At 71.5% G+C, this 25965-nt stretch carries 18 protein-coding genes and 1 pseudogene; 13 read left to right on the plus strand and 6 right to left on the minus strand.

From position 1 onward, the window contains the following. The first annotated feature begins 28 nt into the window (after window positions 1-28). The 11 genes and pseudogenes from ACSHV8_RS30025 to ACSHV8_RS30075 all read left to right on the plus strand — a co-directional run bounded on the left by ACSHV8_RS30025 (window position 29) and on the right by ACSHV8_RS30075 (window position 15108). On the plus strand, window positions 29-1621 hold the full coding sequence (locus ACSHV8_RS30025) for a glycosyltransferase family 4 protein (RefSeq protein ID WP_436521060.1): 1593 nt from the start codon (window positions 29-31) through the stop codon (window positions 1619-1621). A 1-nt stretch (window position 1622) separates the two neighbouring features. Continuing rightward, window positions 1623-1766, plus strand: a pseudogene (locus ACSHV8_RS30030) (aminoglycoside phosphotransferase family protein); the annotation flags it as partial. 11 nt (window positions 1767-1777) lie between these two features. Next, the gene (locus ACSHV8_RS30035; protein WP_436521062.1) at window positions 1778-2074 is read left to right on the plus strand and encodes a hypothetical protein; all 297 of its coding nucleotides are present in this window, start codon (window positions 1778-1780) and stop codon (window positions 2072-2074) included. A 396-nt stretch (window positions 2075-2470) separates the two neighbouring features. Further along, window positions 2471-3187 carry a thioesterase II family protein gene (locus ACSHV8_RS30040; RefSeq protein ID WP_436521064.1) on the plus strand — a complete coding sequence of 239 codons (717 nt, stop codon included), beginning with the start codon at window positions 2471-2473 and terminating at the stop codon, window positions 3185-3187. A 43-nt stretch (window positions 3188-3230) separates the two neighbouring features. Continuing rightward, window positions 3231-4190: a TauD/TfdA dioxygenase family protein gene (locus ACSHV8_RS30045; RefSeq protein ID WP_436521066.1), complete on the plus strand. Its 960-nt coding sequence runs from the start codon at window positions 3231-3233 to the stop codon at window positions 4188-4190. Further along, entirely contained in the window at window positions 4177-5856 is a 1680-nt protein-coding gene (locus ACSHV8_RS30050) for a condensation domain-containing protein (RefSeq protein ID WP_436521068.1), read from the plus strand. Before ACSHV8_RS30045 ends, ACSHV8_RS30050 begins: the two co-directional genes overlap by 14 nt. Further along, entirely contained in the window at window positions 5853-7064 is a 1212-nt protein-coding gene (locus ACSHV8_RS30055; protein ID WP_436521070.1) for an ATP-grasp domain-containing protein, read from the plus strand. The genes ACSHV8_RS30050 and ACSHV8_RS30055 overlap by 4 nt, the downstream gene beginning before the upstream one ends. Continuing rightward, entirely contained in the window at window positions 7049-8764 is a 1716-nt protein-coding gene (locus ACSHV8_RS30060) for a non-ribosomal peptide synthetase (RefSeq protein ID WP_436521072.1), read from the plus strand. Before ACSHV8_RS30055 ends, ACSHV8_RS30060 begins: the two co-directional genes overlap by 16 nt. Window positions 8765-8804: 40 nt before the next feature. Continuing rightward, on the plus strand, window positions 8805-10169 hold the full coding sequence (locus tag ACSHV8_RS30065) for an MFS transporter (RefSeq protein WP_436521074.1): 1365 nt from the start codon (window positions 8805-8807) through the stop codon (window positions 10167-10169). Window positions 10170-10207: 38 nt separating this feature from the next. Next, window positions 10208-11263, plus strand: a complete 1056-nt coding sequence (locus ACSHV8_RS30070; protein WP_436521076.1) for a TauD/TfdA family dioxygenase — start codon at window positions 10208-10210, stop codon at window positions 11261-11263. Then, window positions 11260-15108, plus strand: coding sequence for a non-ribosomal peptide synthetase (locus ACSHV8_RS30075; RefSeq protein ID WP_436521078.1), 3849 nt, complete (start codon window positions 11260-11262; stop codon window positions 15106-15108). The genes ACSHV8_RS30070 and ACSHV8_RS30075 overlap by 4 nt, the downstream gene beginning before the upstream one ends. Window positions 15109-15164: 56 nt before the next feature. Here the strand turns inward: ACSHV8_RS30075 and ACSHV8_RS30080 are convergent, their stop codons facing one another. Beyond that, on the minus strand, window positions 15165-16982 hold the full coding sequence (locus ACSHV8_RS30080) for an AMP-dependent synthetase/ligase (RefSeq protein WP_436521080.1): 1818 nt from the start codon (window positions 16980-16982) through the stop codon (window positions 15165-15167). Between the two features lie 165 nt (window positions 16983-17147). On the opposite strand from ACSHV8_RS30080, the gene ACSHV8_RS30085 reads away from it, so the two are divergent. Then, window positions 17148-18344 carry an acetyl-CoA C-acetyltransferase gene (locus ACSHV8_RS30085; RefSeq protein WP_436521082.1) on the plus strand — a complete coding sequence of 399 codons (1197 nt, stop codon included), beginning with the start codon at window positions 17148-17150 and terminating at the stop codon, window positions 18342-18344. Between the two features lie 11 nt (window positions 18345-18355). Next, the gene (locus ACSHV8_RS30090; RefSeq protein WP_436521084.1) at window positions 18356-20419 is read left to right on the plus strand and encodes a 3-hydroxyacyl-CoA dehydrogenase NAD-binding domain-containing protein; all 2064 of its coding nucleotides are present in this window, start codon (window positions 18356-18358) and stop codon (window positions 20417-20419) included. Here ACSHV8_RS30090 and ACSHV8_RS30095 read toward each other — a convergent pair. The 5 genes from ACSHV8_RS30095 to ACSHV8_RS30115 are packed head-to-tail and all read right to left on the minus strand — an operon-like array spanning window position 20405 to window position 25935. Then, entirely contained in the window at window positions 20405-21094 is a 690-nt protein-coding gene (locus ACSHV8_RS30095; protein WP_436521086.1) for a DUF6308 family protein, read from the minus strand. The genes ACSHV8_RS30090 and ACSHV8_RS30095 overlap by 15 nt on opposite strands. A 13-nt stretch (window positions 21095-21107) precedes the next feature. Beyond that, window positions 21108-22775, minus strand: a complete 1668-nt coding sequence (locus tag ACSHV8_RS30100) for an acyl-CoA dehydrogenase (protein WP_436521088.1) — start codon at window positions 22773-22775, stop codon at window positions 21108-21110. 3 nt (window positions 22776-22778) lie between these two features. Further along, window positions 22779-23324, minus strand: coding sequence for a PadR family transcriptional regulator (locus ACSHV8_RS30105; RefSeq protein WP_436521090.1), 546 nt, complete (start codon window positions 23322-23324; stop codon window positions 22779-22781). A gap of 41 nt (window positions 23325-23365) precedes the next feature. Further along, entirely contained in the window at window positions 23366-25525 is a 2160-nt protein-coding gene (locus ACSHV8_RS30110; RefSeq protein ID WP_436521092.1) for a molybdopterin oxidoreductase family protein, read from the minus strand. A 44-nt stretch (window positions 25526-25569) separates the two neighbouring features. Beyond that, window positions 25570-25935 carry a hypothetical protein gene (locus ACSHV8_RS30115; RefSeq protein ID WP_436521094.1) on the minus strand — a complete coding sequence of 122 codons (366 nt, stop codon included), beginning with the start codon at window positions 25933-25935 and terminating at the stop codon, window positions 25570-25572. Window positions 25936-25965: the final 30 nt, after the last annotated feature.

The raw sequence follows: 25965 nt of genomic DNA on the forward strand, positions 1-25965 counted from the left end.
TCCCCGGATGAATAGCGTGCCGCCCGAAATGAACATCATCTACCTGGTCCTCGGAACGCGCCGCATCCGTGCGGCCGTCGCCCATACTGCCCGGCTGGCCGCCGAGGGCCATGCGGTCACCCTTGTCCGGTTCAACGATCCGGCCTGGGACAACGTGTCCGTCCCGGAAGCCGTGACCAGCCGCTCGGCCACGTCGCGGGACGAGGCGCGGCAGCTGGCCGAGGGGGCGGACGTCACCTACGCGGGTGACGCCGAGGCGCTCGCCGCCCTCTACGGCCTGCCCGTCCGCCTCGAGCCTACGTCGGATCCGGACCGGCAGCCCGCCCCGGCCGACCTCGCCGTGGTCACGCCCTGGTACCCGTCGCCCGACGACCCGTTCGCGGGCGCGTTCGTCCGGTCGTCGACGGCCGCGGTCCGGGACCGGTTCGCCCGGGTCTCCGTGCTGCACACCCAGAGCTGGTTCTACCCGCCGGGCCGCCTCCGCGGCCAACTCCTCGGGGTGGCCGCCGAGCGCCAGGCCCTGCGCAGCGGCAACGCGGTCGTCTTCGACGACCCCGAGGGCGAGATCACCCGGGTCGCGGTGCCCACCCCGGCCGGGGGCGACTACCTGGCGTACGGCGACGAGCAGACCGCCGCCCTGAAAGCGGCCCTGCCCACCGGCCGCATCGAGGCCCCGGTCGTGCACGCGCACACCGGCATCATGGCCGGTGTCGTGGCCGCCCGGCTCGCCCGCCCGGACGCCCGGGTCGTGGTGACCGAGCACTCCACGTTCCTGAACAAGGTGTTCGCCCAGCCCGGGGCCCAGCGCCGCTACGCCGAGATGCTGGACCGGGCCGACGCCCTGCTCTGCGTCAGCGAGAGCCTGCGGGCCCAGGTCGCCGGCTACTTCCCCGGTCACGCGGCCAAGATGCACGTGGTCCCCAACGTGATCGACTTCGACGCGTTCACCGTCCGCCCCGAACCCCCGAAGGCACCGAACCGCTGGCTCTACCTGGGCCGGCTCATGGAACACAAGGGTGTCCTCCCGCTGATCGACGCGTTCGCCGTGCTCGCCGCCGAGGACCCGGCGCTCACCCTCACCCTGGTCGGCAGCGGCCCCCTCGCCGGGGCGGTCGACGCCCGGATCGCCGCGGCCGGGCTCACCGGCCGGATCACCCGGAAACCCCCGGTCGGCCCGGACGAGGTGTCGGCGCTGCTGCACGAGCACGACGTGCTCACCCACGCCAGCCTGCGCGAGACGTTCGGCATGACCATCGTCGAGGCCGTGGCCACCGGCACCCCGATCCTGGTCGCGCTGAGCGAGGGCCCGGCCGAGACGCTGGCCGGCCTGCACGACACCGCGGGCGCGGTCTTCGAGCCGACCACCAATCCGTCCGTGATCGTCGCCGCCTACCGTGGGCTCAAGGCCCGCTTCGCCGAGCTGGACCTGCCCGGCGCGCGGGACGCGCTCAACGCCCGCTACGGCCGCGAGGCGGTCGCCGACCGGCTGGCCGAGGTCTATGCGGGCGGCACCACCGGCGGCGCACCGATGCCCCTGCCGGCCCGCCGCCACGGCACCGGGTCACCGCTGCCCGAGGCCACCGCCCGGGCCGCCCGCCGGGTGGTCCGGAAGTTCATCTGACGTGGAGCCGCTGCCCGGCGGTTTCGTCACCGCGGTGGTCCGCGTGGGCGACACCGTCCGGCGCTCCGCCCCGCCCCGCCCGTTCGTCCGGGACCTGCTGCGCCACTTCGAGGCCCGCGGCTGGGCGGGGGCGCCCCCGGCCGTCGCATCCACGACGTGGCCCACGTCTGCTGGCAGTTCGTCCCGCTCGGCCCGCGCACCGATCCGGCCGGCGCCGCCCGCCGGGTGCGGGTGATCGCCGACGCCTACGGCCTGGCGTCCCGGGACGAGCTGATCGACACGGTGCTGTGGTGGCAGGAGCGCTGCGCCGACGGCATCGCCGCGGCGGCCGCGGCCGGGGATCCGGCCATGGTGCGCCTGCGCGATTCCGGCGCCGTGGACGAGGTGCGGGCCGCCCGCGATTGGACGGCGACCCATCGGGATTCGCTCTCCGGACCCGACACGATTCGTTAATCGGGCGGCGCTCGAAAAACTCCCAGGATCAAGTAAACGCTTGGATACCTTCCCGCCACATGCCGATGGACTAAATATTCGCCGCCCAGGACCACGTCACGTCACCTGGACCGGGTATGTCCCAGATCACAGTTGCCGGAGGGCAACAACCCAACCGTCCAGGTAGGACGTGACAAAATCTTGACATCGTCGGCAACGAAAGCTTCGTCACATTACGTATTCATCCTGGTAGACCCGCGGATCGCCCTGGATGACTGATCGTGACGTACCTGTGAAACGTGCCGGTCACATTGACAGCCTCTCGGCCCCCGTGAATACTTCTCCAACGGTGGAGGTCGATCAATAAGTCATCGACAACGACTCCGCCCGACGCATCTCAAATTCACGGGGGTGATAATGAGCGTCGCGCTTCCTGCTGCCCTAATCGCGTTCAAGCCGAAATCGGTCGACAATCCGGCACTGGTCTGTTTTCCCTGGGCCGGAGCCGGTGCGGCACCGTTCCGCTCCTGGGCACCGGTGCTGAGCAGCACCGCCGCCATCTACGGCGTCCGGCTGCCGGGCCGTGAGAGCCGCATCGACGAACCACTTGTCGACGACGTCAGTTGCCTGGTCAAGGGCGTTATCTCGGACATCGAAGGGCTGGGCGACCGGCCGGTTGTCCTTTTCGGTCTCTGCTCCGGGGCACTGCTGGCCTACGAGGCCGCCCGCCTGCTCGGTCCCCGGGTGTCCCGGCTCGTCGTCGCCTCCCAGCTGCCGCCGCCGGCCGCCGCCCGGGCCGCGGCCGAGGAGCTGGCCGCGCCGGAATCGTCGGCCCGAAAATATCTGACGGACGGGGTCGCGGGCGATCCGGAGATGCGGGAAATGGCACTCCAGATTCTGGAGTCGGACATCCGCGCGGTTACCGGATACCAGTACCTGCCGGGTCATGTCGACGCGCCGATTTCGGTGTTCCACGGCGCCGGCGACACCGAGGTGGAAATCGGCGAGATGAACGGCTGGATTCGCGAGGGCGGGCCCGGTTCGATCATTCACGACGTACCCGATGCGGATCATATGTTCAGCGGCCCCGCATGGATCACTCTGGCCGAATTGATTGCCGCCGAATTGAATTGAACGTCGATTCCAAAAATTGGCAAGAAGGAAGGCTTTCCCCATCATGCTGACGATTCCTGCTGGGCGCGAACACGATTGGCCCCCGGTCGGGCGCGAAAAGGTGCTCACCCGCCCGAGCGCCATCGTCGAGAGTGACCACTTCACCATCAACCCGTGCACGTCGACCATCGGTGCCGAGATCTCCGGACTCTCGCTGGTCGCCCCGGTTCCGGAGCCGGCTCTGGCCGACCTCAGAAGGGCGTTCCTGGACTGGAAGGTGCTGTTCTTCCGGGACCAGCACCTGTCCAGCCACGATCACGTCGAACTGGCCCGCCACTGGGGTGAACCGCTCGTTCTGCCGATGCCCGACAAGGGCGATTTCCCGGCGGTGACCCGCGTCGCCGCAGGCCCCGGCGAGCCGGGTACCGAAAATGTCTGGCACAGCGACGGTTCGGGCGACGAAAAGCCCTCACTCGGTTCGATTCTGCGTGCCCTGCACGTTCCGTCAGCGGGTGGTGACACTCTCTGGGCCGACATGGAGGCGGCCTACGAAGGTCTGCCCGAGGACGTGAAAGAGCGGATCGCCAATCTGCGCGCCGTCCACGACCCGCTGACCATCTATGACGGTTACGACGAGGCGATGCGGCAACGCGACAGCCGGGGCCTGTTCCCGGTCAGCGAGCACCCGGTGGTGCGGATCCATCCGGAGACCGGCGCCAAGATCCTGTACGTCAACCGCTTCTACACCACGCGCATTCTCGACCTGCCCGACGACGAGAGCGCCCGGCTGCTGGCCTACCTGTGCAATCAGGCCCACTACCCGGAGTACCAGGTGCGGTTCCGCTGGACGGCAGGCGCCGTGGCGATGTGGGACAACCGGTCCACCCAGCACTACGCGGCCTCCGACTACTACCCGCAGAGGCGTGTCCTGGAGCGGGTCAGCATCGCCGGTGACCGGCCGCGTGGACTGCGCCGGCCGCTGCGCCGCGCGACCCGGACGGAAGCCGGCGTTGCTAACCGCTGAGCCGTCGGCGGACCCACGTCTCGCCGTCGTCGCGGACCTCTTCGCCGAGGTCCTGGAACTTGACGACGGCGGCGACCTGGCCCCCGACGACGACTTCTTCGACGAGGGCGGGGACTCGCTGCAGGCCGTCCGCCTGGTCAACGCGATCCGGGCCCGGTTCGGGGTCGAGCTCTCGCTCAAGGCGCTGTTCCGGGCGCCGACCGTCGCCGGGCTGCTGGCCTCCATCGAGTCGGCGCCGCGCACCCGGGAGGCGATCGTCCGGCAGCCCCGGACCGGGCTGATCCCGGCGTCGTTCGCCCAGCACCGGCTCTGGGCGGTCGACCAGTTCGAGGCGATGGACGGCGTGTTCAACGTGCCCATCGCGGTCCGGGTCCGCGGCCCGCTGGATCCGGACGTGCTGGTCGCCGCCCTGCACGACGTGGTGCTGCGGCACGAGAGCCTGCACACCGTCATGGTCGACGTGGCCGGGGTCCCCTGGCAGCAGATCCTGGCGCCCGCGCAGGTGCGGGTGCCGGTCCGGCGGGAGACGGTCACCCCCGGCGACCTGCCGGAACGGCTGGCCGGCGCCGCCCGGCACGCCTTCGACCTGTCCGGCCTCCCGATCGCCGCGTGGCTGTGGGCGACCGGGCCCGACGAGCACGTCTTCCTCGTGGTCATCCATCACATCGCGTTCGACGACGGCTCGGTCCGGCCGTTCTTCGAGGACCTCGGTCAGGCGTACGCGGCCCGCACCACCGGGCGTCCGCCGGCCTTCACCCCGCCGCCGGTCCAGTACGCGGACTACGCGATCTGGCAGCGCGAGCTGCTCGGCTCGGAGTCCGACCCGGACAGTGTGGTCAGCCGCCAGATCAAGTACTGGCGGTCGACACTGGCCGGAGCCCCCGACGAGCTGACGCTCCGGACGGCCCGGCCGCGGCCGGCCAAGTCGTCGCACCACGGCGCGGTCACGACCTTCACGATCGACGCCGACCTGCGGGCCGGGCTCACGGAGCTCGCCCGGTCCACCGGCAGCAGCCTGTTCATGGTCGTGCACACCGCTTTCGTGGCGGTGCTGGCCCGGCTCGGCGGCGGTTCGGACATCGTGATCGGGGCGCCGGTGGCCGGCCGTACCGATGCGGCGGTCGACGACGTCGTCGGGTTCTTCGTCAACACCCTGGTGCTCCGGACCGACCTCTCCGGGCGGCCCGACCTGCGGACCCTGCTCGACCGGGTCCGGACGGCCGACCTGGAGGCGTTCGAGCACCAGGACATCCCGTTCGACCGCGTCGTCGAGGCGCTCAACCCGCCGCGCTCGCTGGCCCGGCACCCGCTGTTCCAGGTGATGCTGACGCTGCTCACCGAGGACAAGGAACTCCTGCGGGCGCCGGGGCTGTCCTGCGCCGAGGAGCCGATCGACCTGTCGTTCTCCCGCTACGACCTGTGGCTCGGCGTGATCGAGCCGGACGCGCCGCGCGGGGAACGGGCCGGACTGTCCGGCGAGATCGTCTACAACACGGAGCTGTTCGACGCCGGCGCGATCCGGGATCTCACCGACCGTTTCGTCGCGGTGCTGCGCGAGCTCGTCACCGACCCGTCGGCGCCCGTGCTGCCGGTCCGCGCCCACCGCGCCCCGGTCACCGCCCACCGAAGGCCCGCTCAGCCGAGAGGGAGCGAACACACATCATGATGGTGAACGTCTTCAGCGACGGGTCCGTCCCACCCGCCGTGATCGCCGAGGCGGCCGAGCGTTTCGGCGGCTGCCTCTTCGTCGTCGAACCGGACGACGCCGACGCGATGGCCCTGCTCCCGGTCCTGGAGGAGCTCGGCGACGCGCTCGTCGCGGACAGCGTGGAGGCCTTCGCCGCCGCGTTCGGCGACGGCACCCCGGCCGGGGTGGTCGCGTTCGCCGACCGGTCCCTGCGGTTCGCCTCCGAGCTGGCCCGGCACTACCGGCTCCCCGGCCTGTCCGAGAAGTCGGCGCAGTGGTGCCGCGACAAGGTCGCCCAGCGCGAACGGCTCAACGCCTGCGGTGTCGGCGACGTCCGCTCGGCCCCGATGAACGACGGCGTCTACCCCGCCGAGGTGCCGCTGCCGGCCGTCGTCAAACCGCGCGACGGTGCCGGCAGCGAGGACACCGTCTTCGTCCACTCGGAGGCGGAATTCCGGACACTGACCAGCCAGATCAACCCCCATCGGCCGTACGTCGTCGAGCAGTTCATCGAGGGGGTCGGCGCGCCTTTCGCCCCGTGGCTGGCCGATCAGGTCTCGGTGGAGAGCGCGGTCGACGCCTTCGGCGGGGTCCGGCACATCGGCATCACCCTGCGCACCCCGCTGGCCGAGCCGGCCCGGGAGACCGGGCTGGTGTTCCCGGCCGTCGGCGGCACCGAGCTCACCGACGAACTGCTGACGCTGGCCGCCGACGCGATCGCGGCCGTCGAGTTCACCTCGGGCGTCACCCACATCGAGTTCAAGATCGGCCCCAAGGGTCCGGTCGTCATCGAGGTCAACGGGCGGCTCGGCGGTGGCCTGTACCGGCTGATGCCGCAGGCCGCCACCGTGGAGCCGGTCGCGCTGGCGATGGCGCTGGCCGCCGGCGAACCGCTGCCGGAGGCGTTCCCGGTCCCGGTCGGGCACGCCATGCACTACTACGCGCAGCCGCCGTTCGGTGCGGTCGCCGTCACGGCCCTGCCCCGCTCGCGGCAGCTGCTCGCCCTGCCCGGGGTCTTCCGGGCCGACCAGAAGATCCGGGCCGGGGCCGCCATCGACTGGCGTACCGGTTCGGGCGGCCGGGTCTTCGACATCTGGATCGAGGGGCCGGACCTGGCCGAGCTGGGCGACCGGAAGGCCGCCGTGGACCGATTCCTGGAGGAGACGATCACATGGGAGTTCGAGTGATGTCCGCCGTCTCGCTGTTCGAGCTCTTCGAGCGACAGGCCCGCCGCGATCCGGAGGCGTTCGCCCTGGACGACGGCGCGGCCACGATGACGTACGCGGAACTTCTCCGCCGCACCGAGATCCTGGCCGGCCAACTGGCCGACGCCGGGGTCGGGCCGGAGCACGTGGTCGGCCTCGACCTGCCGGTCGGCCCGCGTCTGGTCGCCGGGATGCTCGCGGCCGGTCGCCTCGGCGCGGCGTTCCTGCCGCTCGACCAGCGGGACCCGCGCGGCCGGCGGCAGAGTCTGCTGGCCCTGGCCCGCCCGGCCGCCGTGGTGGTGGCCGACGGCATCGTCGGTCCGGAGGCCGCGCCCGAGCGTCTGGCCGACCGGCTGCCGCGGGTCGCCTCGCCGGCCGCCTACCTCAGCTACACCTCCGGGTCGACCGGCGAGCCCAAGGCCGTGGTCACCGAGCAGCACGCGATCGTCAACTACGTCGAGGCCGCGATCGCCGAGTACCGGCTCGCCCCCGGCGACCGGCAGCTCCAGTTCTCCTCCATCGCCTTCGACATCGCCATGGAGGAGGTGTTCACCACGCTCGGCGCCGGGGCGACCCTGGTGCTCAAGGACGAGGATTTCCGGTACGCCGACGTGGAGGACTTCCTGCGACTGGCCGACAAGCGGGCGCTGACCGTGGTCAACCTGCCGACCAGTGTCTGGAACCAGTTCGGCCTGGCCCTGCGGCAGACGCCGCACGTGCGCCTGCCCGCGGCGATCCGTCTGATGATCATCGGCGGCGAGGCGGCCGGCCCGGAGGCGGCCGAGGCCTGGCACGCCGCGGCCGTCCACCCCGAGTTCCGGATCGTCAACACGTACGGGCCGACCGAGGCCGCGGTCGCGGTCAGCTTCGCCGAGCTGACCCGGGGCGGCCCGGTCACCATCGGCCGCCCGATCCGGCAGGTCGGTCTGGTCCCGGTCGACGCCGAGCTGCGTCCGGTGCCGGACGGCGAGACCGGCGAGCTGCTGATCACCGGGATCGCCCCGGCCCGGGGCTACCTGGACCGCCCGGCCGAGACCGCGGCCAGGTTCGGCCAGGTCGAGTCCGGCCGCTACTACCGCACCGGTGACCTGGGGCGGGTCCGGCCGGACGGGCTCATCGAGTTCCGTGGCCGGGCCGACGACCAGGTCAAGGTCCGCGGCGGTTTCCGGGTCGAGCCGGGCGAGGTCGCCGGCGCGCTGCTGAGCCACCCCGGGGTGGCCGAGGCGGTGGTGCTCCCGGTGAACCTGGCCGCGGGCAAGATCCTGGCCGCGTTCGTGGTCGCCGCCGGCACCGCCCCGGCGACCGCCGAGCTGCGGGATCACCTCGCGGCCCGGCTGCCCGACTACATGGTCCCCTCCTCGTTCACCCTGGTCCCGGCGATCCCGCTGACCACCCGCGGCAAGATCGATGCCGCGGTGCTCACGGCGCTGCGCGTCCCGGCCGAGCCGCGGACCGGCGAGGGCGTCGAGTACGCCGTCCGGGAGAGCTGGACGGCGGCCGTCGGCAGCGAGCCCGAGGACGACACCGCGGACTTCTTCGAGGAGGGCGGTGACTCGCTGGCCGCCGTCGAGTTCCTCAAGCAGCTCCGGACCCGGATCGGGCAGGCCCCGCCGCTGCGGGAGTTCTACCGGACGGCCCGGTTCGGCGACATCGTCCGGAAGCTGTCCGAGACCAGCGTCTGACCTCCACGACCTCCGTCAATCGATCAAGAAGGTTTGCCTCATGGCATCGGTCCTGTCACCACTCAAACGATGGCCGTTCGTCCCCGGCGGGGCGCGGTTCCGCAAGCTCTGGGCGGCGGAGTCCATCTCGGTCATCGGCTCGCAGGTGAGCCTGATCGCGTTCCCGCTGGCCGCCATCCTGCTGCTGAACGCGGGCACGGTGGAGGTGGGTTTCGTCTCCGCCGCCGAGCGGGTGCCGTACCTGCTGTTCGGGCTCCTGGCCGGCGTCTTCGTGGACCGGTGGAACCACCGCGTCGTGATGATCGCGGCGGACTGGATCCGCGCGGCCGTCATCATCCTCATCCCGCTGCTGGCCTGGGCCGGCCACCTGTCCATCCTGCTGATGTGCGTGGTGGTCTTCGTCGCCGGCGTGGCCACCGTGTTCTTCGACATCGCGTACCAGAGCATCCTGACCTCGGTGGTCGACGAGCGTGACCTGCTCAACGCCAACCGGCTCCTGGAGACCAGCTCGGCGACCGCCCAGGTGGCCGGTCCCGGTCTGGCCGCGGTGCTGCTGCGGGTCATGTCGGCGCCCTACGCCATCGCGGTCGACGCGCTGTCGTTCGCCTTCTCGGCGCTGTTCCTGCACTCCATCGGCAAGGTCCGGATCGAGCCGGAGGAGTCGTCGGAGGCGCCGTCCATCCGCCGGGAGATCCTGCAGGGGCTGGCGTTCATCCGGCACAACAAGTACCTGCGCTGGATCGCCACGATCGCCGGCAGCTGGAACCTGCTGATCCAGGGCGTGATCACGGTCTTCTTCGTCTTCATGTCGCAGGAGCTCAAGCTGAGCGCGTCGACCATCGCCGTGGTGGTCTTCTTCGGCACGATCGGCGGGGTCGCCGGCATCGCGGTGATGGGCCGGATCAACGCGTGGTTCGGCGCCGGCCCGACCGTCTGCATCGCCACCGTGTCGGCCGCGATCGGCGGCATCGTGATGGCGCTGGCCGACAGCACGCCGCTGCCGCCGGCGATCGTCATCGGCGCGGCCTACTTCCTGATGAACGCCGGTTTCCCGCTCTTCGACGTCAACGTCATCACCATCCGGCAGACGATCACGCCGCGGCACCTGATGAGCCGGACGACCGCGGCCATCCGCACGATCATCTGGGGCGCGCTGCCGATCGGCGCCGTCATCGGTGGTTTCCTCGGCGCGGCCCTCGGCACCCGGACCGCGATCGTCGTCCTCGGTGTGGCCCTGCTCGTGCCGGCCGCCCTCACCGTCATCTCACCGATCAGCAAGGTCCGGAACATCTCCGACCTGAGCCCGTCGAAGGACAACAACGCTTCGAACGACGACGACAACGACCCGGACGAGACGCCCGAGCCGACCGCCGTTGCCCACCCGGTCCAGGGCGTCGACGCCTGACCCGGCGAACGCCCGCCCACCCACACAACGGGGAGATCATGAGCATCAACGCAGAGCAGCGCCCGGCCCCGCGCGGGATCCGTCGCCGTACCCTGGCCTCCGACGGACCGGCCGTCACCGTCGCGCCGCCGAACGGCGAACGCCTGCCGGCCACCGTCAGCACCGACCTCAGCGGCGTCGACCTGGCCGCCTGGCTGACCGCGAACCGCGATCAGCTGCAGGAGCTGCTGCGGAGCCACGGCGCCGTCCTGTTCCGGGGCTTCGGCATCCAGGGTGCCGAAGCCCTGGAGAAGCTGGTCCTCGCGGTGTCGCCGGAGGCCCTGAACTACGTGTACGGATCCACCCCGCGCACCCGGGAGATGCGTCAGGTCTACACGTCCACCGAGTACCCGGCCGACCAGTCGATCCCGATGCACAACGAGCTCGCCTACGCGACCACCTGGCCGATGCGCCTGTGGTTCCTCAGCCACAAGGCGGCCGAGACCGGTGGCGCGACGCCGCTGGCCAACAGCCGCCTGGTCTACGAGCGCATCCCGCAGCACATCCGGGATCGCTTCGCCAAGACCGGCGTGCTGTACGTCCGTAACTACGGCAGCGGCATGGACCTGACCTGGCAGCAGGCGTTCGAGACGGACGACCCGGCCGCGGTCGAGGAGTTCTGCACCGAGTCCGGCATCGATTTCACCTGGCTGCCCGGTCAGCGGCTGCGCACCAAGCAGGTCGCGCAGGCGATCGTCCGGCACCCAGTCACCGGCGAGCTGTCGTGGTTCAACCAGGCGCACCTGTTCCACACCTCCAGCCTCCCGGCCGAGGTGCGCGGATCCCTGCTGGAGGCCGTGGACCCGCTCGACCTGCCGCGCAACGCGCTCTACGGCGACGGGACCCCGATCGAGGACGAGGTGATCGCCGAGATCAACGCGGCGTTCGAGGCCGAGATCCGGGCCGAGGCGTGGAGCGACGGCGACGTCCTGCTGATCGACAACGTGCTGACCGCACACGGCCGGCAGCCGTACACCGGCGCCCGGAAGGTCCTGGTGGCCATGGCCGAGACCGATTCGTGGAAGAAGGACGAGCAGCTGGAGGGGAACCGATGAGTGCCGACACCACCGAGGCCTTCGCGATCTCGCTGCACCAGGAGCTGGTGTGGCGGGACGCCGAGTCCCGGGGCGGGAAGGCGGTCCCGGTCACCGCGGTCGTCGAGGTCCGCGGGCCGCTCGACCCGGAGCGGCTGCGGGCCGCGGCCCGGACCGTGGCCGAGCGCCACGAGATCCTGCGGACCGAGCTGCGGGTGCTCGACGGTTTCGTGACCCCGGCCCAGGTGATCCACTCCGAGCCGGTCGACGTCGAGGCGGCGGCCGGTTCGGCGTGGAGCGGTGAGCCGGTCGTCGGGGCCGCGCCGCTCACCCTGACGGTCACCCGGGTCGACGCCGACCAGCACGTCCTCGAACTGCGGGCGCCGGCGGCGATCCTGGACCGGGCCGGCGCGGTGGTGCTGGTCGACGAGATCGCCGCGGCCTACGCCGGTGCGGACGCGTCCGAAGAGGACCCGCTGCAGTACGCCGACCTGGCCGAGTGGCTGCGGGAGCGGATTTCCGACGGCCGTTTCGAGGAGCCCCGTTTCCTGCGCGAGGTGGCCGACGACGCGACCGCCCTGCGGCTGCCGTTCGCCCTGAGCGCCCGCAACAACAAGGACACCGCCGCGCTGGAGCTCGGCGACATCCTCCCGCCCGATGCCTCCCGGCTGCTGGCCGACGGCGACGTCCGGGACGTCGTCCTGGCCGCCTGGCTGGTCGTCCTGCACCGCTACACCGGAGCGGCCCGCCCGCTGATCGCCCTGGCCGACGGCGGCCGGGCCACCCCGGAGCTGGCCGGTGCGATCGGCCCGCTGACCCGCCTGGTCCCGCTGACCGGTTCCTTCGACACCGACACGTCGTTCCGTGACGTGGTGCGCCGGTCCCGCGCCGCGTTCGAGGGCGCCGAGGCCGAGGCCGAGCTGTTCGACCCGGCGTGGTGGTCGTCCCGGGACGCCGACGGGGTCGTCGCGTTCGAGCACGTCGACCTCGGTGCGCCCCGGTCCGCCGGGGACGTGGTCCTCACCCCGGTCGCGGTGCACGGTGCCCACCCGGGTACCGGCCTGACCCTGCTCGTAGCCGGGACCGGAGCCACCACGGCCACCGCGACCCTGGTCTACGACCCGGCCACGTACGCCGCGACCGACCTCGCCCAGGTCGGCACGGTGCTGCGCACGGTCCTGGCCCACGCGGCCGCGGACCCGGGCGCGCTCGTCGGTGAGCTGCCGGTCTGGCCGCACCACGAGGTGATCGGCGCACCCCGGACCGGCCCGGCCGACCTCGTCCCGGTCCGTTTCGCCGCGCACGTCGCGCGGGACGCCGAGGCCACCGCGGTCGAGGACGCCACCACCGTCCTCACCTACCGGCAGCTGGACGAGTTCGCCGACCGCCTGGCCGCCCGTCTCGCCGCCCACCACGTCGGGCCCGGCTCGATCGTCCCGGTCCTGCTCGACCGGGGTGCCACCACCATCGGCGCGATGCTGGGCGTCTGGCGGACCGGCGCGGCGTTCACCGTCCTCGACGACACCGCCCCGCCCGGACGGATCAGCGCGGTCCTGGCCGACACCGCGGCCGGGGTCGTGGTGACCAGTGCGGCGCTGGCCGACCGGCTCGCGGATCACTCGGCCGCCCACGTCCTGATCGACGACCTGCCGGCGGCCGCTCCGGAGTCCCGGATCGAGCCCGGGCCCGAGTCGCTGGCCTACGTCGTCTACACCTCGGGCAGCACCGGCACGCCGCGCGGCGTGGCGGTCAGCCACCGGGCGCTGGCCGCCTACGTGGACGAGGTCGGTCGCCGGCTCCCCGGTTCGCAGGGGTCGGCCTTCGCCGCCATCACCACGTTCGCCGCCGATCTGGGCTACACGGCGGTCTTCTCGGCCCTGGCCTCGGGCGGGCGCCTGTCGGTCGTCCCGCGGTCGGCCGCCACCAGCCCGGCCGAGCTGGCGGTCTGGATGACCGACCACCGGATCGACTGCCTGAAGATCGTCCCGTCGCACCTGGCCGCGCTCCTCAACGCGGCCGAGGACCCGGTCCGGGTCCTGCCCCGCCGGCTGCTCGTGGTCGGCGGCGAGGCGCTCCCGGTCGACCTGGTGAAGCGGGTCGCCGAGCTGGCACCCGAGTGCGTGGTCGTGAACCACTACGGCCCGACCGAGTCGACCGTCGGCGTCTGCACCTTCCCGGCCGGCACCGCGACCCTCGATCCCCGGGCCAAGACCGTGCCGATCGGTGCCCCGCTCCCGGGTGTCCAGGCGGCGGTCTGGGCCGGTGTGGGACAGTCGGTGCCGGACTGGATGCCCGGCGAGCTGTACGTCGCCGGCGACCAGCTGGCTGAGGGCTACCTGCACCAGCCGGAGCAGACCGCCGAGCGGTTCCGGACGGCCGCGGCCGAGCCGGGCAGCCCGGAGGTCCGCTGGTACCGGACCGGCGACGTGGTCCGCACCCTGCCCGGTGGCGAGATCGAGTACCTGGGCCGGGCCGACCACCAGGTGAAGATCAACGGTTACCGGGTCGAGCCGCAGGAGATCGAGGCCGTCCTGCGCGCCCACGCCCGGGTCAGCGAGGTCGTCGTCGCGATCGCCGGCCCGGACCAGGTGCTCACCGCCTACCTGGTCGCCGAGGGTGACGCCCCGACGGCCGACGAGCTGGGCGCCCACGTCCGTACCGCGCTGCCCGAGTACATGGTCCCGAAGGTCTTCGCCGTCCTGCCCGCGTTGCCGCGCACCGCGAACGGCAAGATCGACCGGGCCGAGTTGCTGGCCCTGGACACCTCGGCCGGTCGCGCATCGGCCGCCGTGCCGCCGCGCGACTCGCTGGAGCTGCGGATCCTGCAGATCTGGCAGGAGACGCTCGGCTCGGACACGTTCGGGGTCACCGACGACTTCTTCGACGTCGGCGGGCACTCGCTGGCCGCGTTGCAGCTGCTCGCGGCCGTCTCCCGGACGGTCGGGGCCCGCCTGCCGATCTCGATCCTGTTCGAGGACGGCACGGTGGCCGGGCTGGCCCGGGCGGTCCGCGCCCAGTCCGAGTGGCAGTCGGCGGTGCTCGTCCCGATGCGGCCCGGCGGCTCCCGACCGCCGGTCTTCTGCGTGCACGCCGGCGGTGGCAGCGTCATGGGCTACCTCGACCTGGTGGCCGCCCTGCCGGACGGCATCCCGGTCTACGGCGTGGAGGCGGTCGGACTGGACGGCCACCGCCCGCCGCTGGGGCACGTCACCGAGATGGTCGACCTGTACGCGGCCGAGATCGAGCGTCTGGGCGGCGACGCCCCGAGCACGATCGTCGGCTGGGGCCTCGGCGCGGTCTTCGCCTTCGCCCTGGCCGAGCGTCTGCGGGCGCTCGGGCGGCCGGTGGCCAAGCTGGTCATCGTCGACGGCGCCGCGCCGGACACCCGGGCGTTGCGCGCGGTGATCGACGGGACGTCGGAGGACGACTACTACCGCGGGATGACCGAGACGGAGATCGTCGAGCGGTTCGCCGCGCACTACGGTCTGCCGATCTCGGCCGAGGACCTGGACGGCCGGACCGACGAGGAGAAGCTGGTCCTGCTGGCCACGGCGATCCGGGAGCGGGACGGCGCCGACCACTTCGAGGTGCTGTTCGAGCTGTACCGGTCGAACATCGCCGCCTGCCAGGAGTACGTGCTCGGGTTCCGGCCCGAGTTCGCCGACTACGACGTGCTGCTGTTCCGCGCGATCGAGGAGTCGTCGGCCGAGCCCGGCCACGACGAGACGGCGCTCGGCTGGCGGACGCTCTTCGGTGACCGGGTCACGCAGGTCTCGGTGCCGGGCGACCACTACTCGGTGATGAAGCCGCCGGTCGTCGGCGACCTCGGCGCCTCGGTCGACAAGGCGATCGAGGGCATTATCTAAGATCCCTTCATCGACGTACGGGGGTGGCACCGATCCGGTGCCACCCCCGAATGCCGTCACCCGTAGAGGTCCCCGATCGCCTCGGCGTACCGTTCCTGCACGATCCGCCGCCGCAACTTCAGTGTCGGCGTCAGTTCCCCGCTCTCCGGCGTCCACCCGTTCGGCAGCACGTGGAAGCGTTTCACCTGCTCGGGCCGGGACAACCGCTCGTTCGCGGCGGCCACGGCGGCGGTGATCTCGGCCAGCAGAGCCGGGTCCGCGGCCAGCGCCCCGAGCGTGGTGTCGGCGATCCCCTGCCGCGCGGCCCAGAGCGGCGCGGTCTCCTCGTCGAGGACGATGAGCGCGGTCACGTAGGGCCGCCGGTCCCCGATCGCCACCGCCTGCGCGATGAGCGGGTGGGCCCGGAGCAGGTTCTCGATCTGCGCCGGGGCGATGTTCTTCCCGCCCGAGCTGATGATCAGCTCTTTCTTCCGGTCGGTGATGGTCAGGTATCCCTCGGCGTCCAGCGTCCCGACGTCCCCGGTGGCCAGCCATCCGTCGGCGTCGGTGACCGGTTCGACGCCGCCGTCCGGCCGCAGGTATCCGGCGCAGACCAGCGGCCCGCGGACCAGGATCTCCCCGTCCTCGGCCAGCCGGACCTCCATGCCCGGGTTGACCCGTCCCACCGTTCCGGTCCGGAAGTGGTCCGGCGTGTTGATCGTGGCGGTGCCGGTGGTCTCGGTCATCCCCCACACCTCGAGGACGTCGATGCCGATCCCGGCCAGGTAGAGCAGGACCTCGACCGGGATCGGCGCCGCCCCGCTGCCCGGCCAGACGACGTTGTCCAGGCCGAGCCGTGCTCGCAGCGGCCGCAGCACCCGGGTGTCGACCAGGTCGAGACGGGTGCGCAGCTCGGGCGGGACGGGGTGGTCGGCGCCGCGCAGCTTGTACGCCTGCAGCGCCACCTCGCGCGCCGTGTCGACGGCGGCGCGGACGGCCGGGTCGGCCCCGGCCAGCTGGGCCTGGATGCCGGCGACCATCTTCTCCCAGATCCGCGGCACCCCGAAGAACGACATCGGGCGTACGGCGTTCAACCCGGCCAGCAGCTGGGTCGGATCGGGGCAGATGGTGACGTGCCCGGCCCGGTAGATCGGGTTGTAGATGCCGAGCATCCGTTCCGCGATGTGCGCGAGCGGCAGGTAGGCCAGCGACGGCGGGTGATCCGGCGTCTCGACGAGCGCTTCCAGCGCGACCGACTGGTAGATCACGTTGTGGTGGGTGAGCACCACACCCTTCGGGTCCCCGGTGGTCCCGGACGTGTAGAGCAGCGTGACCGGCTGCTCGGGCCGGATCTCCCGCCACGTCTTCTCGAACGCCTCCGGGTCGGCCCGATGCGCGGCCTCGCCCCGGGCGGCGACCTCGGACAGGCTGACCAGCCGGTCCCCGCCGAGCGGGGACAGGACGACGACGTGCTCGATCCCGGGCAGCGCGGCCAGCGCGTCGGCCCAGCGGGCGAGCTCGGCCTCCCCCTCCAGCACCAGGATCCGGGCGCCGCTGTGCTCGGCCACGTAGGTGAGCTGCGACGGCGCCAGGGTCGCGTACACGGTGGACGGGATCGCGCCCAGGTGGGTGGCGGCCAGGTCGACCAGCCAGTGCTCGGGCCGCCCGGACATCATGATCAGCATGCGGTCGCCGGCGCCGAGGCCGAGCCCGGCCAGGCCGCGGGAGAGTCCGGCGACCCGGTCGCGCAGTTCGCGCCAGGTCAGCGTGCCCGGGACACCCAGGGTGCTGAGCGCGGGCCGGTCACCGAACTCGGTGGCGTTGCGGTGCAGCAGTGCGGGAACGGTCAGCCCGTGCGCGGTGTCGGCGCATCGCCGGGCGAGCGAGGAATCCATGGAGTCGCCTCCTTCGCAAGATGCCAGAACAGTAGACGGTGACCGGCGTCACGTGAAGAGGTTCGAGTTCGTCTCCTTTGGAAGATCGCACCCTTGACAGGAAGGAGAAATGCAGTAATAAGTTAATCGAGACTCACATCAGCCGGTGACCGATGGGAGGCCACGATGGCCACCGAGGCATACGTGTACGACGCCATCCGCACCCCGCGCGGGCGGGGCAAACCGACCGGCTCGCTGCACGGGGTCAAGCCGGTCTCGCTGCTCACCGGCCTGATCGCCGAGCTGCGGCGGCGTTACCCGGGGCTGGACCCGGCCGACATCGAGGACGTGGTGCTCGGCGTCGTGTCGCCGCTCGGTGACCAGGGCTCGGACATCGCCAAGGTGGCCGCGCTGGCTGCCGGCCTGCCCCACACGGTGGCCGGCGTGCAGCTCAACCGTTTCTGCGGCTCGGGCCTGGAGGCGGTGAACACGGCCGCGCAGAAGGTCCGCTCGGGCTGGGAGGATCTCGTGCTGGCGGGCGGCGTGGAGTCGATGTCGCGGGTGCCGATGGGCTCGGACGGCGGCGCCTGGGCCCAGGACCCGGAGACCGCCCTGGCCACGAGCTTCGTCCCGCAGGGCATCAGCGCCGACCTGATCGCCACACTCAACGGGTACTCCCGCGAGGACGTGGACGCCTACGCCCTGCGGTCTCAACAGCGGGCGGCGGCCGCACCGGACCAGAGCCGCTCGATCGTCCCGGTCCGTGACCGCAACGGCCTGCTGATCCTGGATCACGACGAGCACGTCCGTCCCGAGACCACCCTGGACGGCCTGGGCCGGCTGAAGACCTCGTTCGGCGACCTGGCCGGGTTCGACGCGGTGGCGCTGCAGAAATACCACTGGGTCGAGCGGATCAACCACGTGCACACGGCCGGCAACTCGTCCGGCATCGTCGACGGCGCCGCCCTGGTCCTGGTCGGCTCCGAGCTCGCCGGCACCCGGGCCGGGCTGACCCCGCGGGCACGGATCGTGGCCGGCGCGGTCAGCGGCGCCGAGCCGACCATCATGCTCACCGGTCCGGCCCCGGCCGCCCGCAAGGCCCTGGCCAAGGCCGGCCTGACCGTCGACGACCTGGACCTGGTCGAGATGAACGAGGCGTTCGCGGCCGCGGTGCTGCACTTCGTCGACGACCTCAAGGTGGACCCGGAGATCGTCAACGTGAACGGCGGCGCGATCGCGCTGGGCCACCCGCTCGGCGCGACCGGCGCCATGATCCTCGGCACCCTGGTCGACGAGCTGGACCGCCGCGGCGGCCGGTACGGCCTGGCCACCCTCTGCATCGGCGGCGGCATGGGCATCGCCACCGTGGTCGAGCGTCTGTGAAAGGGAACCGCATGTCCGAGACCATCCGCTGGGAGCAGGACGCCGACGGCATCGTGCTGCTCACCCTGGACGACCCGGCGCGCGGCGCCAACACCATGAACGAGGCCTGGATCCGGAGCATGGGCGAGACCGTCACCCGCCTGGAGGCCGAACGCGACTCGATCACCGGCGTGATCCTCGCGTCGGCCAAGAAGTCCTGGTTCGCCGGTGGCGACCTGGACAAGCTGGGCTCGACCGGGCCGGCCGGTGGACAGGCCGCGTTCGACACCGCCAACGAGGTGAAAGCCCAGTTCCGGCGCCTGGAGAAGCTGGGCCGGCCGGTGGTCGCGGCGATCAACGGCGCGGCGCTGGGCGGCGGTCTCGAACTGGCGCTGGCCTGCCACCACCGGGTCGCGCTGGACGATCCGGGCGTGCGGGTCGGGTTGCCCGAGGTGACGCTCGGGTTGCTGCCGGCGGGCGGGGGCGTTGTCCGTACCGTAAGAATCCTGGGTTTGATCCCCGCCTTGACCCAGGTCCTTCTGCCGGGCAAGCAGCACCGGGCCCAGGCCGCTCACGAGCTGGGACTGATCGACCGCCTGGTGAGCACGCGGGAGGAGTTGCTGCCGGCGGCGCGCGAGTGGATCCGGGCCAACCCGGACGCCGCGCAGCCGTGGGACGTCAAGGGTTACCGGATTCCCGGCGGGATACCGTTCGCCCAGCTCCCGGCGTTCCCGGCCACGCTGCGCAAGCAGCTCAAGGGCGCTCCCTACCCGGCGCCGCGCAACATCCTGGCCGCGGCCGTCGAGGGCGCGCAGGTCGATGTGGACACCGCGTTCACCATCGAGAGCCGCTGGTTCGTCGAGCTGGTCACCGGGCCGATCGCCAAGAACATGATCAAGGCGTTCTTCTACGACAAGAACGCCGCCGACTCCCGCGACATCGGCGAAACTCCTCCGGTACGCAAGGTCGCCGTGCTCGGCGCCGGGATGATGGGCGCGGGCATCGCCGACGTGTGCGCGCGGGCCGGACTCGAGGTCGTCCTCAAGGACGTCTCGGCGGAGGCGGCGCAGCGCGGCGCGGCCCGGGCCAGGTATCCCGACCGCATCCTGGCCACCGGCGACGTCACCGACCTGGCCGGCGCCGACCTGGTCATCGAGGCGGTGTTCGAGGACCCGGCGGTCAAGCACAAGGTGTTCGCCGAGATCGAGAGCGTGATCGCGCCGGACGCGCTGCTCTGCTCGAACACCTCCACGCTGCCGATCACGCTGCTGGCCGACGGGGTGAGCCGCCCGGCCGACTTCATCGGCCTGCACTTCTTCTCCCCGGTCGACCGGATGCCCCTGGTCGAGGTGATCCGCGGGGCCGAGACCGGTGACGACGCCGTCGCCCGGGCGCTGGCCCTGGTCCGGCTGCTGCGCAAGACGCCGATCGTGGTCAACGACTCGCGCGGCTTCTTCACCAGCCGGGTGATCGGCACGTTCACCGGCGAGGGCATGGCCATGCTGGGCGAGGGCGTGCCCCCGGCCAGCATCGAGCAGGCCAGCAGCCAGGCCGGCTATCCGGCGCCGGTGCTGCAGCTGATGGACGAGCTGACCCTGACCCTGCCGCGGCGGATCCGCGACGAGACCCGGGCCGCGGCCGGCGCCGACTGGCGGCCGCACCCCTCGGACGAGGTCCTGGACCGGATGATCGACGAGTTCGGCCGGAAGGGCCGCTCGACCGGCGGGGGCTTCTACGAGTACGTGGACGGCAAGCGCGCCGGGCTCTGGCCGGGCCTGTCGGCGTTCGGGCCGGCCAAGGCCGACGTCCCGTTCGAGGACCTCAAGGAGCGGATGCTGTTCATCGAGGCCATCGAGACGGTGAAATGCCTGGACGAGGGCGTGCTGACCACCGTCGCCGAGGCGAACATCGGCTCGATCCTCGGCATCGGCTATCCGGGCTGGACCGGCGGCGTGCTGCAGTACGTCAACCAGTACGAGGGCGGGCTACCCGGTTTCATCGCCCGCGCCCGCGAGCTGGCCGCCCGGTACGGCGACCGGTTCACCCCGCCCCCGCTGCTGCTGCGCAAGGCCGAGGAGGGATCACTCTTCCTCTGAGTGCATCCAGTCCAGCGAGACCGTGCCGAACCCGGGACAGTCCTGCTCGCGGTGCTCGTCGTGGTGGCGCATCCACAGCACCACGTCGAGCACCCGCAGCAGGCTGATCCCGGGCCGCAGCTCGGCCCGGGTCCGCAGCGCGGCCAGCTCGCCGCGCAGCTCGGCGCCGTCCTCGGCCAGCCGGTCGTGCAGCCGCACCCACACCTGCTGCGGCCGGCCGAACAGGCAGCGGACCACCCGGTCGTAGACCGGGATCAGGTGCGGGCGTTTCCGCGCGATCAGTTTCCCGGCGGTCACGAACCCGACGTCCGGTTGATCGCGCAGCAGACTCCACGCCTCGGAGACCGGGCTCTGGCTGCCGACCTGCTTGCGCGCGTCCCGGGTGCCCAGCTCCAGATCGGCCGGCACCCGGGCCAGCAGCGCGCCGACCTGCCGGCCCAGATCGCCGCCGAGCAGGGCGAACATGGTCTCGGCGGGCACCACGACGGACAGGGCCTGCACGGCCAGCAGATCGTGCGGGGTGATGACGTCGCGGACGGCGGGCCGGTCACCACCGTCCGCGAACGACTCGAAGCGACGGCCGCTGAACCGCCGCTCGCCCTTCTCGTCGAAGTAGGCGGCGAGGTCGCCGGCCGCCCGCCCGTCCCGGACGACGTCGATCAGGTCAACAGCCATGCCTGTTTATAACTCAGGGCCGCATCTCGTACGCGCCGACGAGCGAAAGCACCTCGTTCCATACCGCCGCCGTCCGGGCCTCGTCGGCCACCGGGCGCAGGATCTGGGCCAGCGCCCACGCGGCCTGCTCGTCGGTGGTCGTGGTCTTGCCGTGCAGATCGGTCGCGTGCTGGGCGAAGTCGCGTACCAGCACCGCGAAGATCTCGTCCAGCAGCCGACCGTCCAGACCGGTCAGTTCGGCCTGCTCCAGGATCAGGTGGCCGTAGACGACGAGCGCGAACAGCTGACCGACCGAGAGCAGGAAGTCCAGGTCGGCCTGCTGGCCGTCGACCAGCGCGAACTCACACAGGGCGTCGGCCTGCTGCCGGAACCGGGCGACGTTGGGGAGCTGCGCGAACCGGTCGTAGGCGAGACGCCAGTCGTGGAAGCGGATCGCGCCGAGACCGCGGGCCGGGCCCTGCCGGAACAGGAACTCGTCGTCGGCGGCGTCGTGGCGGGACGGCACCTCGGCGTACGTCATCGGGTTGTGCAGGTAGTTCGGCATGAACTTGAGGATCAGCGCGAGGTTCACGTGCACCGTGCCCTCAAGCTTGGGCAGGCCGCGGATGTCCATGGCCGCCTTGTCGAAGTAGGTGTCGGCCTCGAACCCCTTGGCCGCGATCACGTCCCACATCAGGTCGACGACCCGCTCGCCCTCGGTCGTGACCTTCATCTTGGTCATCGGGTTGAAGAGCAGATAGCGGCGGTCGTCCGGCCCGGCCGAGCGGAAGTAGTCCACGGCCCGGTCGCTGAAGAGCTTCATGGCCACCAGGCGGACGTACGCGTCGGAGAGCTCCCGCCGCACGTGCGCGAAGTTCGTGACCGGCTTGCCGTAGAGGACGCGGCGGTGCGCGTGCGTGACCGCCTCGTACATGGCGTGCTCACAGATGCCGATGGCGGCCGTGCACAGGTTGAACTTGCCGACGTTGACGGTGTTGAGCGCGGCGTCGAACGCGTCCGGCCCGCGGTGCAGGATGTCCTCCTCGCGCACCGGGTAGTCCTTGAGCTCGAACGTGCTCACGTACATCTGCTTGTTCACGACGTTCTTGATCAGGTGGTAGTTCGGGTGGCGGCTGTCGGCCGTGAAGAAGACGTAGCCGTCGTCGGTCTTCCCGAACACCGACACGAGCCCGGCGACGTTGCCGTTGCCGATGTAGTACTTGGTGCCGTTCGCGACGTAACCGCCGTCGGCCGGGGTGAGGACCATGTCGGTGGAGTAGATGTCGGCGCCGTGCGACCGCTCGGACAGGCCGAACGCCATCACGTGACCCTCGTCGAGCAGCTGCGCGGCGTGCGCCCGGGCCGCCTCGTTGGCGCTCTGCCACACCGGGCCCAGACCGAGAACGGTCACCTGCCAGACGTACCAGTAGTCGAGGCCGTAGAAGCCGAGGATCTCGCTGAGCGCCGCGTTGCGGGCGGTGTCCCACCGCTTGTCCCCGTCGCCGCCCGGCGTCATGAACGTCGCGAACAGGCCCTCCTTGGCCGAGAAGGCCAGGAAGTCGTCGTACCAGGACCGGTTGATGTAGCGCTCGATCAGCGCTTTCTTCCCGCGCTCCTCGAAGAAGTCGACGGTGGCGCGCAGCAGCCGGCGCGTCTCGTCGTCGAACTGCGCGAAGTCGGCGGTGTTCGGGTTGAACAGCACTGTTCAGAATTCCTCTCGAAGCGTGGTGAGAACGTCGTCGAGCCAGTCGAGGAGCATCCGCTCGTAGGCGATGCCGCCGCGCAGCACGACGTGCTGCAGTCGCTGACCCTTATCGAGTTTTTGTCCGGAAAAATCGCGCTTTTCGCCGGCAAGGTACCGCGTCAGCAGCTCCTCGTGCTCGGCTCGATACCGCACGACCTCGTCGACCAGCGCCGCCCGCCCGGCCGCGTCGTCGAACGCCGCCCCGCGCACCTTCACCGCCAGGTCGTGCCGCACCGCCTCGGGCTGCACGGGCTCGTGCAGCCACCCGGTGAGCACGTCCCGCCCGGCCGCCGAGACCGAGAAGTCCCGCTTGTCCGGCCGGCCGTCCTGGCCGACGTCGACCGCGGTGACCCAGCCGTCGGCCTCCATCCGCTTCAGCACCCGGTAGATCTGCTGGTGGGTGGCGGTCCAGAAACGCCCGATGGACCGCTCGAACCGGCGGGCCAGCTCGTATCCGGACCCGGGCTTCTCCAGCAGGGAGACCAGGATCGCGTGCTCCAGCGCCATGACCGCATCATGCTATGCAACTCGTTGCATAGCAAGCGGAGTCAGGCGGGCTTGATCTCGACCGGGATGCCGTTGAGCACCGCGTTCCCGGAGAGCGGATCGATGACCAGTTCGTCGGTGAGCAGGTTGGAGTTCACGCCCGGGCGGTCGGCGGCCACCCCGAGCCGGACGCCGGGCCGGTCGTGGCCCCACCCATGCGGCAGGCTGACCACCCCGGGCATCACCCGGTCGGTCACCTCGACCACCGCCGACAACGACCCGGCCCGCGAGGTCACCGCGGCCGGCTGCCCGTCGGCCAGGGAGAGCCGGTCGGCGTCGGCCGGGTGCACCTGCAGCGTGCACCGCGAACGGCCTTTGACCAGGGCCGGGACGTTGTGCATCCAGCTGTTGTTGGACCGCAGGTGCCGGCGGCCGATGAGGACCAGCCCCGGACGCGGCCGATCCAGCGCCGCGCGCAACCGGGCGGCCTCGGCCACCAGCGGCGGCGCGCACAGCTCGATCAGGCCGCTCGGCGTGCGCAGCACCTCCGGGATCCGGGGCTGCAGCGGACCCAGGTCGACCCCGTGCGGGGCCGCGACCAGGTCGTCCAGCGACAGGCCGTACGCGCCGGCGCGCAGCGCGACATCGAGCAGCCGCTCGGCCGGACCGTCCCCGGACACCTCCGCCTGCCCGGACTTCTGCTGCGCCCGCGCCAGCATCGCGTCGTGCAGGACGGCCGGATCCGCCGACGCCCCCTGACCGGAGACGATCAGGATCAGCCGGGCCAGGATGTCGCACTCGTCCATGCCACCGGGGTCGGCCGGGAAGATCGGCGGCGAGTACGACGCGAAGTTCCGCACGGCCAGGGCCAGGAACGAGAAGTCGTAATGCCCCTTCTGGGTGGCGTCCAGCGGCGGCAGGATCACGTCGGCGTGCCGGGTCGTCTCGTTCAGATACGGATCGACGCTGACCATGAAGTCCAGGCCGGCCAGCGCCCGGTCCAGCCGCCCGCTGTTCGGCGTCGACAGCACCGGGTTGCCGGCCACGGTCAGGAACGCGCGCACCTGCCCGTCCCCCGGCGTCTCGATCTCGTCGGCCAGCGTCGCCACCGGCAGCTCGCCCTTGACCTCGGGCAGCCCGCGCACCCGGCTGTGCCAGCGCCCGGTCGTGAACCCCTTCCCGCCCGGCTCCGCGTTCGGCCGCAGGTGCGCGGCCAGCGGGAACATCACGCCCCCGGGCCGGTCCAGGTTGCCGGTCAGCACGTTGATCACATCGACGAGCCAGCTGGTCAGCGTGCCGAACTCGACCGTGCACGTGCCGATCCGCCCGTAGACCGCCGCGGTCGGCGCCGCCGCCAGCTCCCGCGCCAGCCCGCGAATCCTCCCGGCCGGCACATCACAGACCCCGCTCACCCGCTCCGGCGCAAAAGCCCGGGCCAGACCTTCAAGATCATCAACCCCTTGCGCGTACGGCATGAGCCGCCCGAGATCGACCAAACCCTCCGCGAACAGCGTGTGCACGATCCCGAACAGCAGGAACGCATCCGTGCCGGGACGGATGAACAGATGCTCGTCGGCGTGCTCGGCCGTCCGGGTCCGCCGCGGATCCACCACCACGAACCGCCCGCCCCGCGCCTGGATCGCCCTCAGCCGCCCCGGGAAGTCGGCCGCCGTCGCCAGGCTGCCGTTCGACTCCCACGGGTTCGCCCCGAGCATCAGCAGAAAATCGGTCCGGTCCAGGTCCGGCACCGGAATCGCCAGCGGGCTGCCGAACAGATAGCCGCACGAGACATGCTTGGGCATCTGGTCGACCGTGCTGGCCGAGAAGACGTTCCGGGTGCCGAGCGCCTTGAGCAGCGGCGTGACGTAGAGACCACCGGCCATGGTGTGCACGTTCGGATTCCCGAGATACGCGGCCACGGCCGGCCCGCCGTACGTCTCGATGATCGGCCGCAGACCGTCCTGCACCGCCGCGAACGCCTCGTCCCAGGAAACCTCGACATGCTCGCCACCACGCCGGACCATCGGCCGCCGCAGCCGATCCGGGTCGCCGGAAAGCCCGCCGAACGTCGCACCCTTCGGACAGATGAACCCGCGACTGAAGACGTGCTCCCGATCCCCACGCACCCCGGTGATCACACCACCGGCGACGGTGAGTTCGAGGCCGCAGGCGGCCTCACAGAGCGGACACGTGCGATACGCCGTGCGAGTCCCGTCCACCATGACGTCACCAGCCTTCCGGTCGGGTTACCCGTCAGTATCCCTTATCAGAGGCAGCTGGCGGCCCGGTCGTTGAGGTCCGACAACGTCCCCAAAATCCCGGCTAATCCACTGAAAACCGCACCTACCAGACCGGCCACGACGATCAGTCCGACCACCCAGCCACGCCATCGCGCATCGGGTAGCCATCGCTTCGCGAGCCCGGCGAGCACCACCGCCGCCAGGAACAGCGCCGTCGCCGTGATACCGAGCGGCAACGCCGATGCCGAGACCTCCGGGAACCGTGGGGGCGGCGACTGGCAGATCCGCTGCAGCGCCGACTGCCAGTCCTCCTCGAAGCGGGCGCCGAGGGCCGTGACCGACCTGATCACGATCGCCCCGGCGAGAAGGCTCGCCACCGAGGCGGCGAGCATCCACCCACCGAGCCGACTGCGCTGTGCCGT

It is taken from the genome of Actinoplanes sp. HUAS TT8, from assembly GCF_051380535.1.
GTDB lineage: Bacteria > Actinomycetota > Actinomycetes > Mycobacteriales > Micromonosporaceae > Actinoplanes.

What these genes read in the sequence shown, in the direction of transcription:
- ACSHV8_RS30025 (WP_436521060.1), top strand. Translation starts at nt 29, where the DNA reads ATGAACATCATCTACCTGGTCCTCGGAACGCGCCGCATCCGTGCGGCC.
- ACSHV8_RS30040 (WP_436521064.1), top strand. Translation starts at nt 2,471, where the DNA reads ATGAGCGTCGCGCTTCCTGCTGCCCTAATCGCGTTCAAGCCGAAATCG.
- ACSHV8_RS30045 (WP_436521066.1), top strand. Translation starts at nt 3,231, where the DNA reads ATGCTGACGATTCCTGCTGGGCGCGAACACGATTGGCCCCCGGTCGGG.
- ACSHV8_RS30055 (WP_436521070.1), top strand. Translation starts at nt 5,853, where the DNA reads ATGATGGTGAACGTCTTCAGCGACGGGTCCGTCCCACCCGCCGTGATC.
- ACSHV8_RS30060 (WP_436521072.1), top strand. Translation starts at nt 7,049, where the DNA reads ATGGGAGTTCGAGTGATGTCCGCCGTCTCGCTGTTCGAGCTCTTCGAG.
- ACSHV8_RS30065 (WP_436521074.1), top strand. Translation starts at nt 8,805, where the DNA reads ATGGCATCGGTCCTGTCACCACTCAAACGATGGCCGTTCGTCCCCGGC.
- ACSHV8_RS30070 (WP_436521076.1), top strand. Translation starts at nt 10,208, where the DNA reads ATGAGCATCAACGCAGAGCAGCGCCCGGCCCCGCGCGGGATCCGTCGC.
- ACSHV8_RS30075 (WP_436521078.1), top strand. Translation starts at nt 11,260, where the DNA reads ATGAGTGCCGACACCACCGAGGCCTTCGCGATCTCGCTGCACCAGGAG.
- ACSHV8_RS30080 (WP_436521080.1), bottom strand. Translation starts at nt 16,982, where the DNA reads ATGGATTCCTCGCTCGCCCGGCGATGCGCCGACACCGCGCACGGGCTG.
- ACSHV8_RS30085 (WP_436521082.1), top strand. Translation starts at nt 17,148, where the DNA reads ATGGCCACCGAGGCATACGTGTACGACGCCATCCGCACCCCGCGCGGG.
- ACSHV8_RS30090 (WP_436521084.1), top strand. Translation starts at nt 18,356, where the DNA reads ATGTCCGAGACCATCCGCTGGGAGCAGGACGCCGACGGCATCGTGCTG.
- ACSHV8_RS30095 (WP_436521086.1), bottom strand. Translation starts at nt 21,094, where the DNA reads ATGGCTGTTGACCTGATCGACGTCGTCCGGGACGGGCGGGCGGCCGGC.
- ACSHV8_RS30105 (WP_436521090.1), bottom strand. Translation starts at nt 23,324, where the DNA reads ATGGCGCTGGAGCACGCGATCCTGGTCTCCCTGCTGGAGAAGCCCGGG.
- ACSHV8_RS30110 (WP_436521092.1), bottom strand. Translation starts at nt 25,525, where the DNA reads ATGGTGGACGGGACTCGCACGGCGTATCGCACGTGTCCGCTCTGTGAG.
- ACSHV8_RS30115 (WP_436521094.1), bottom strand. Translation starts at nt 25,935, where the DNA reads ATGCTCGCCGCCTCGGTGGCGAGCCTTCTCGCCGGGGCGATCGTGATC.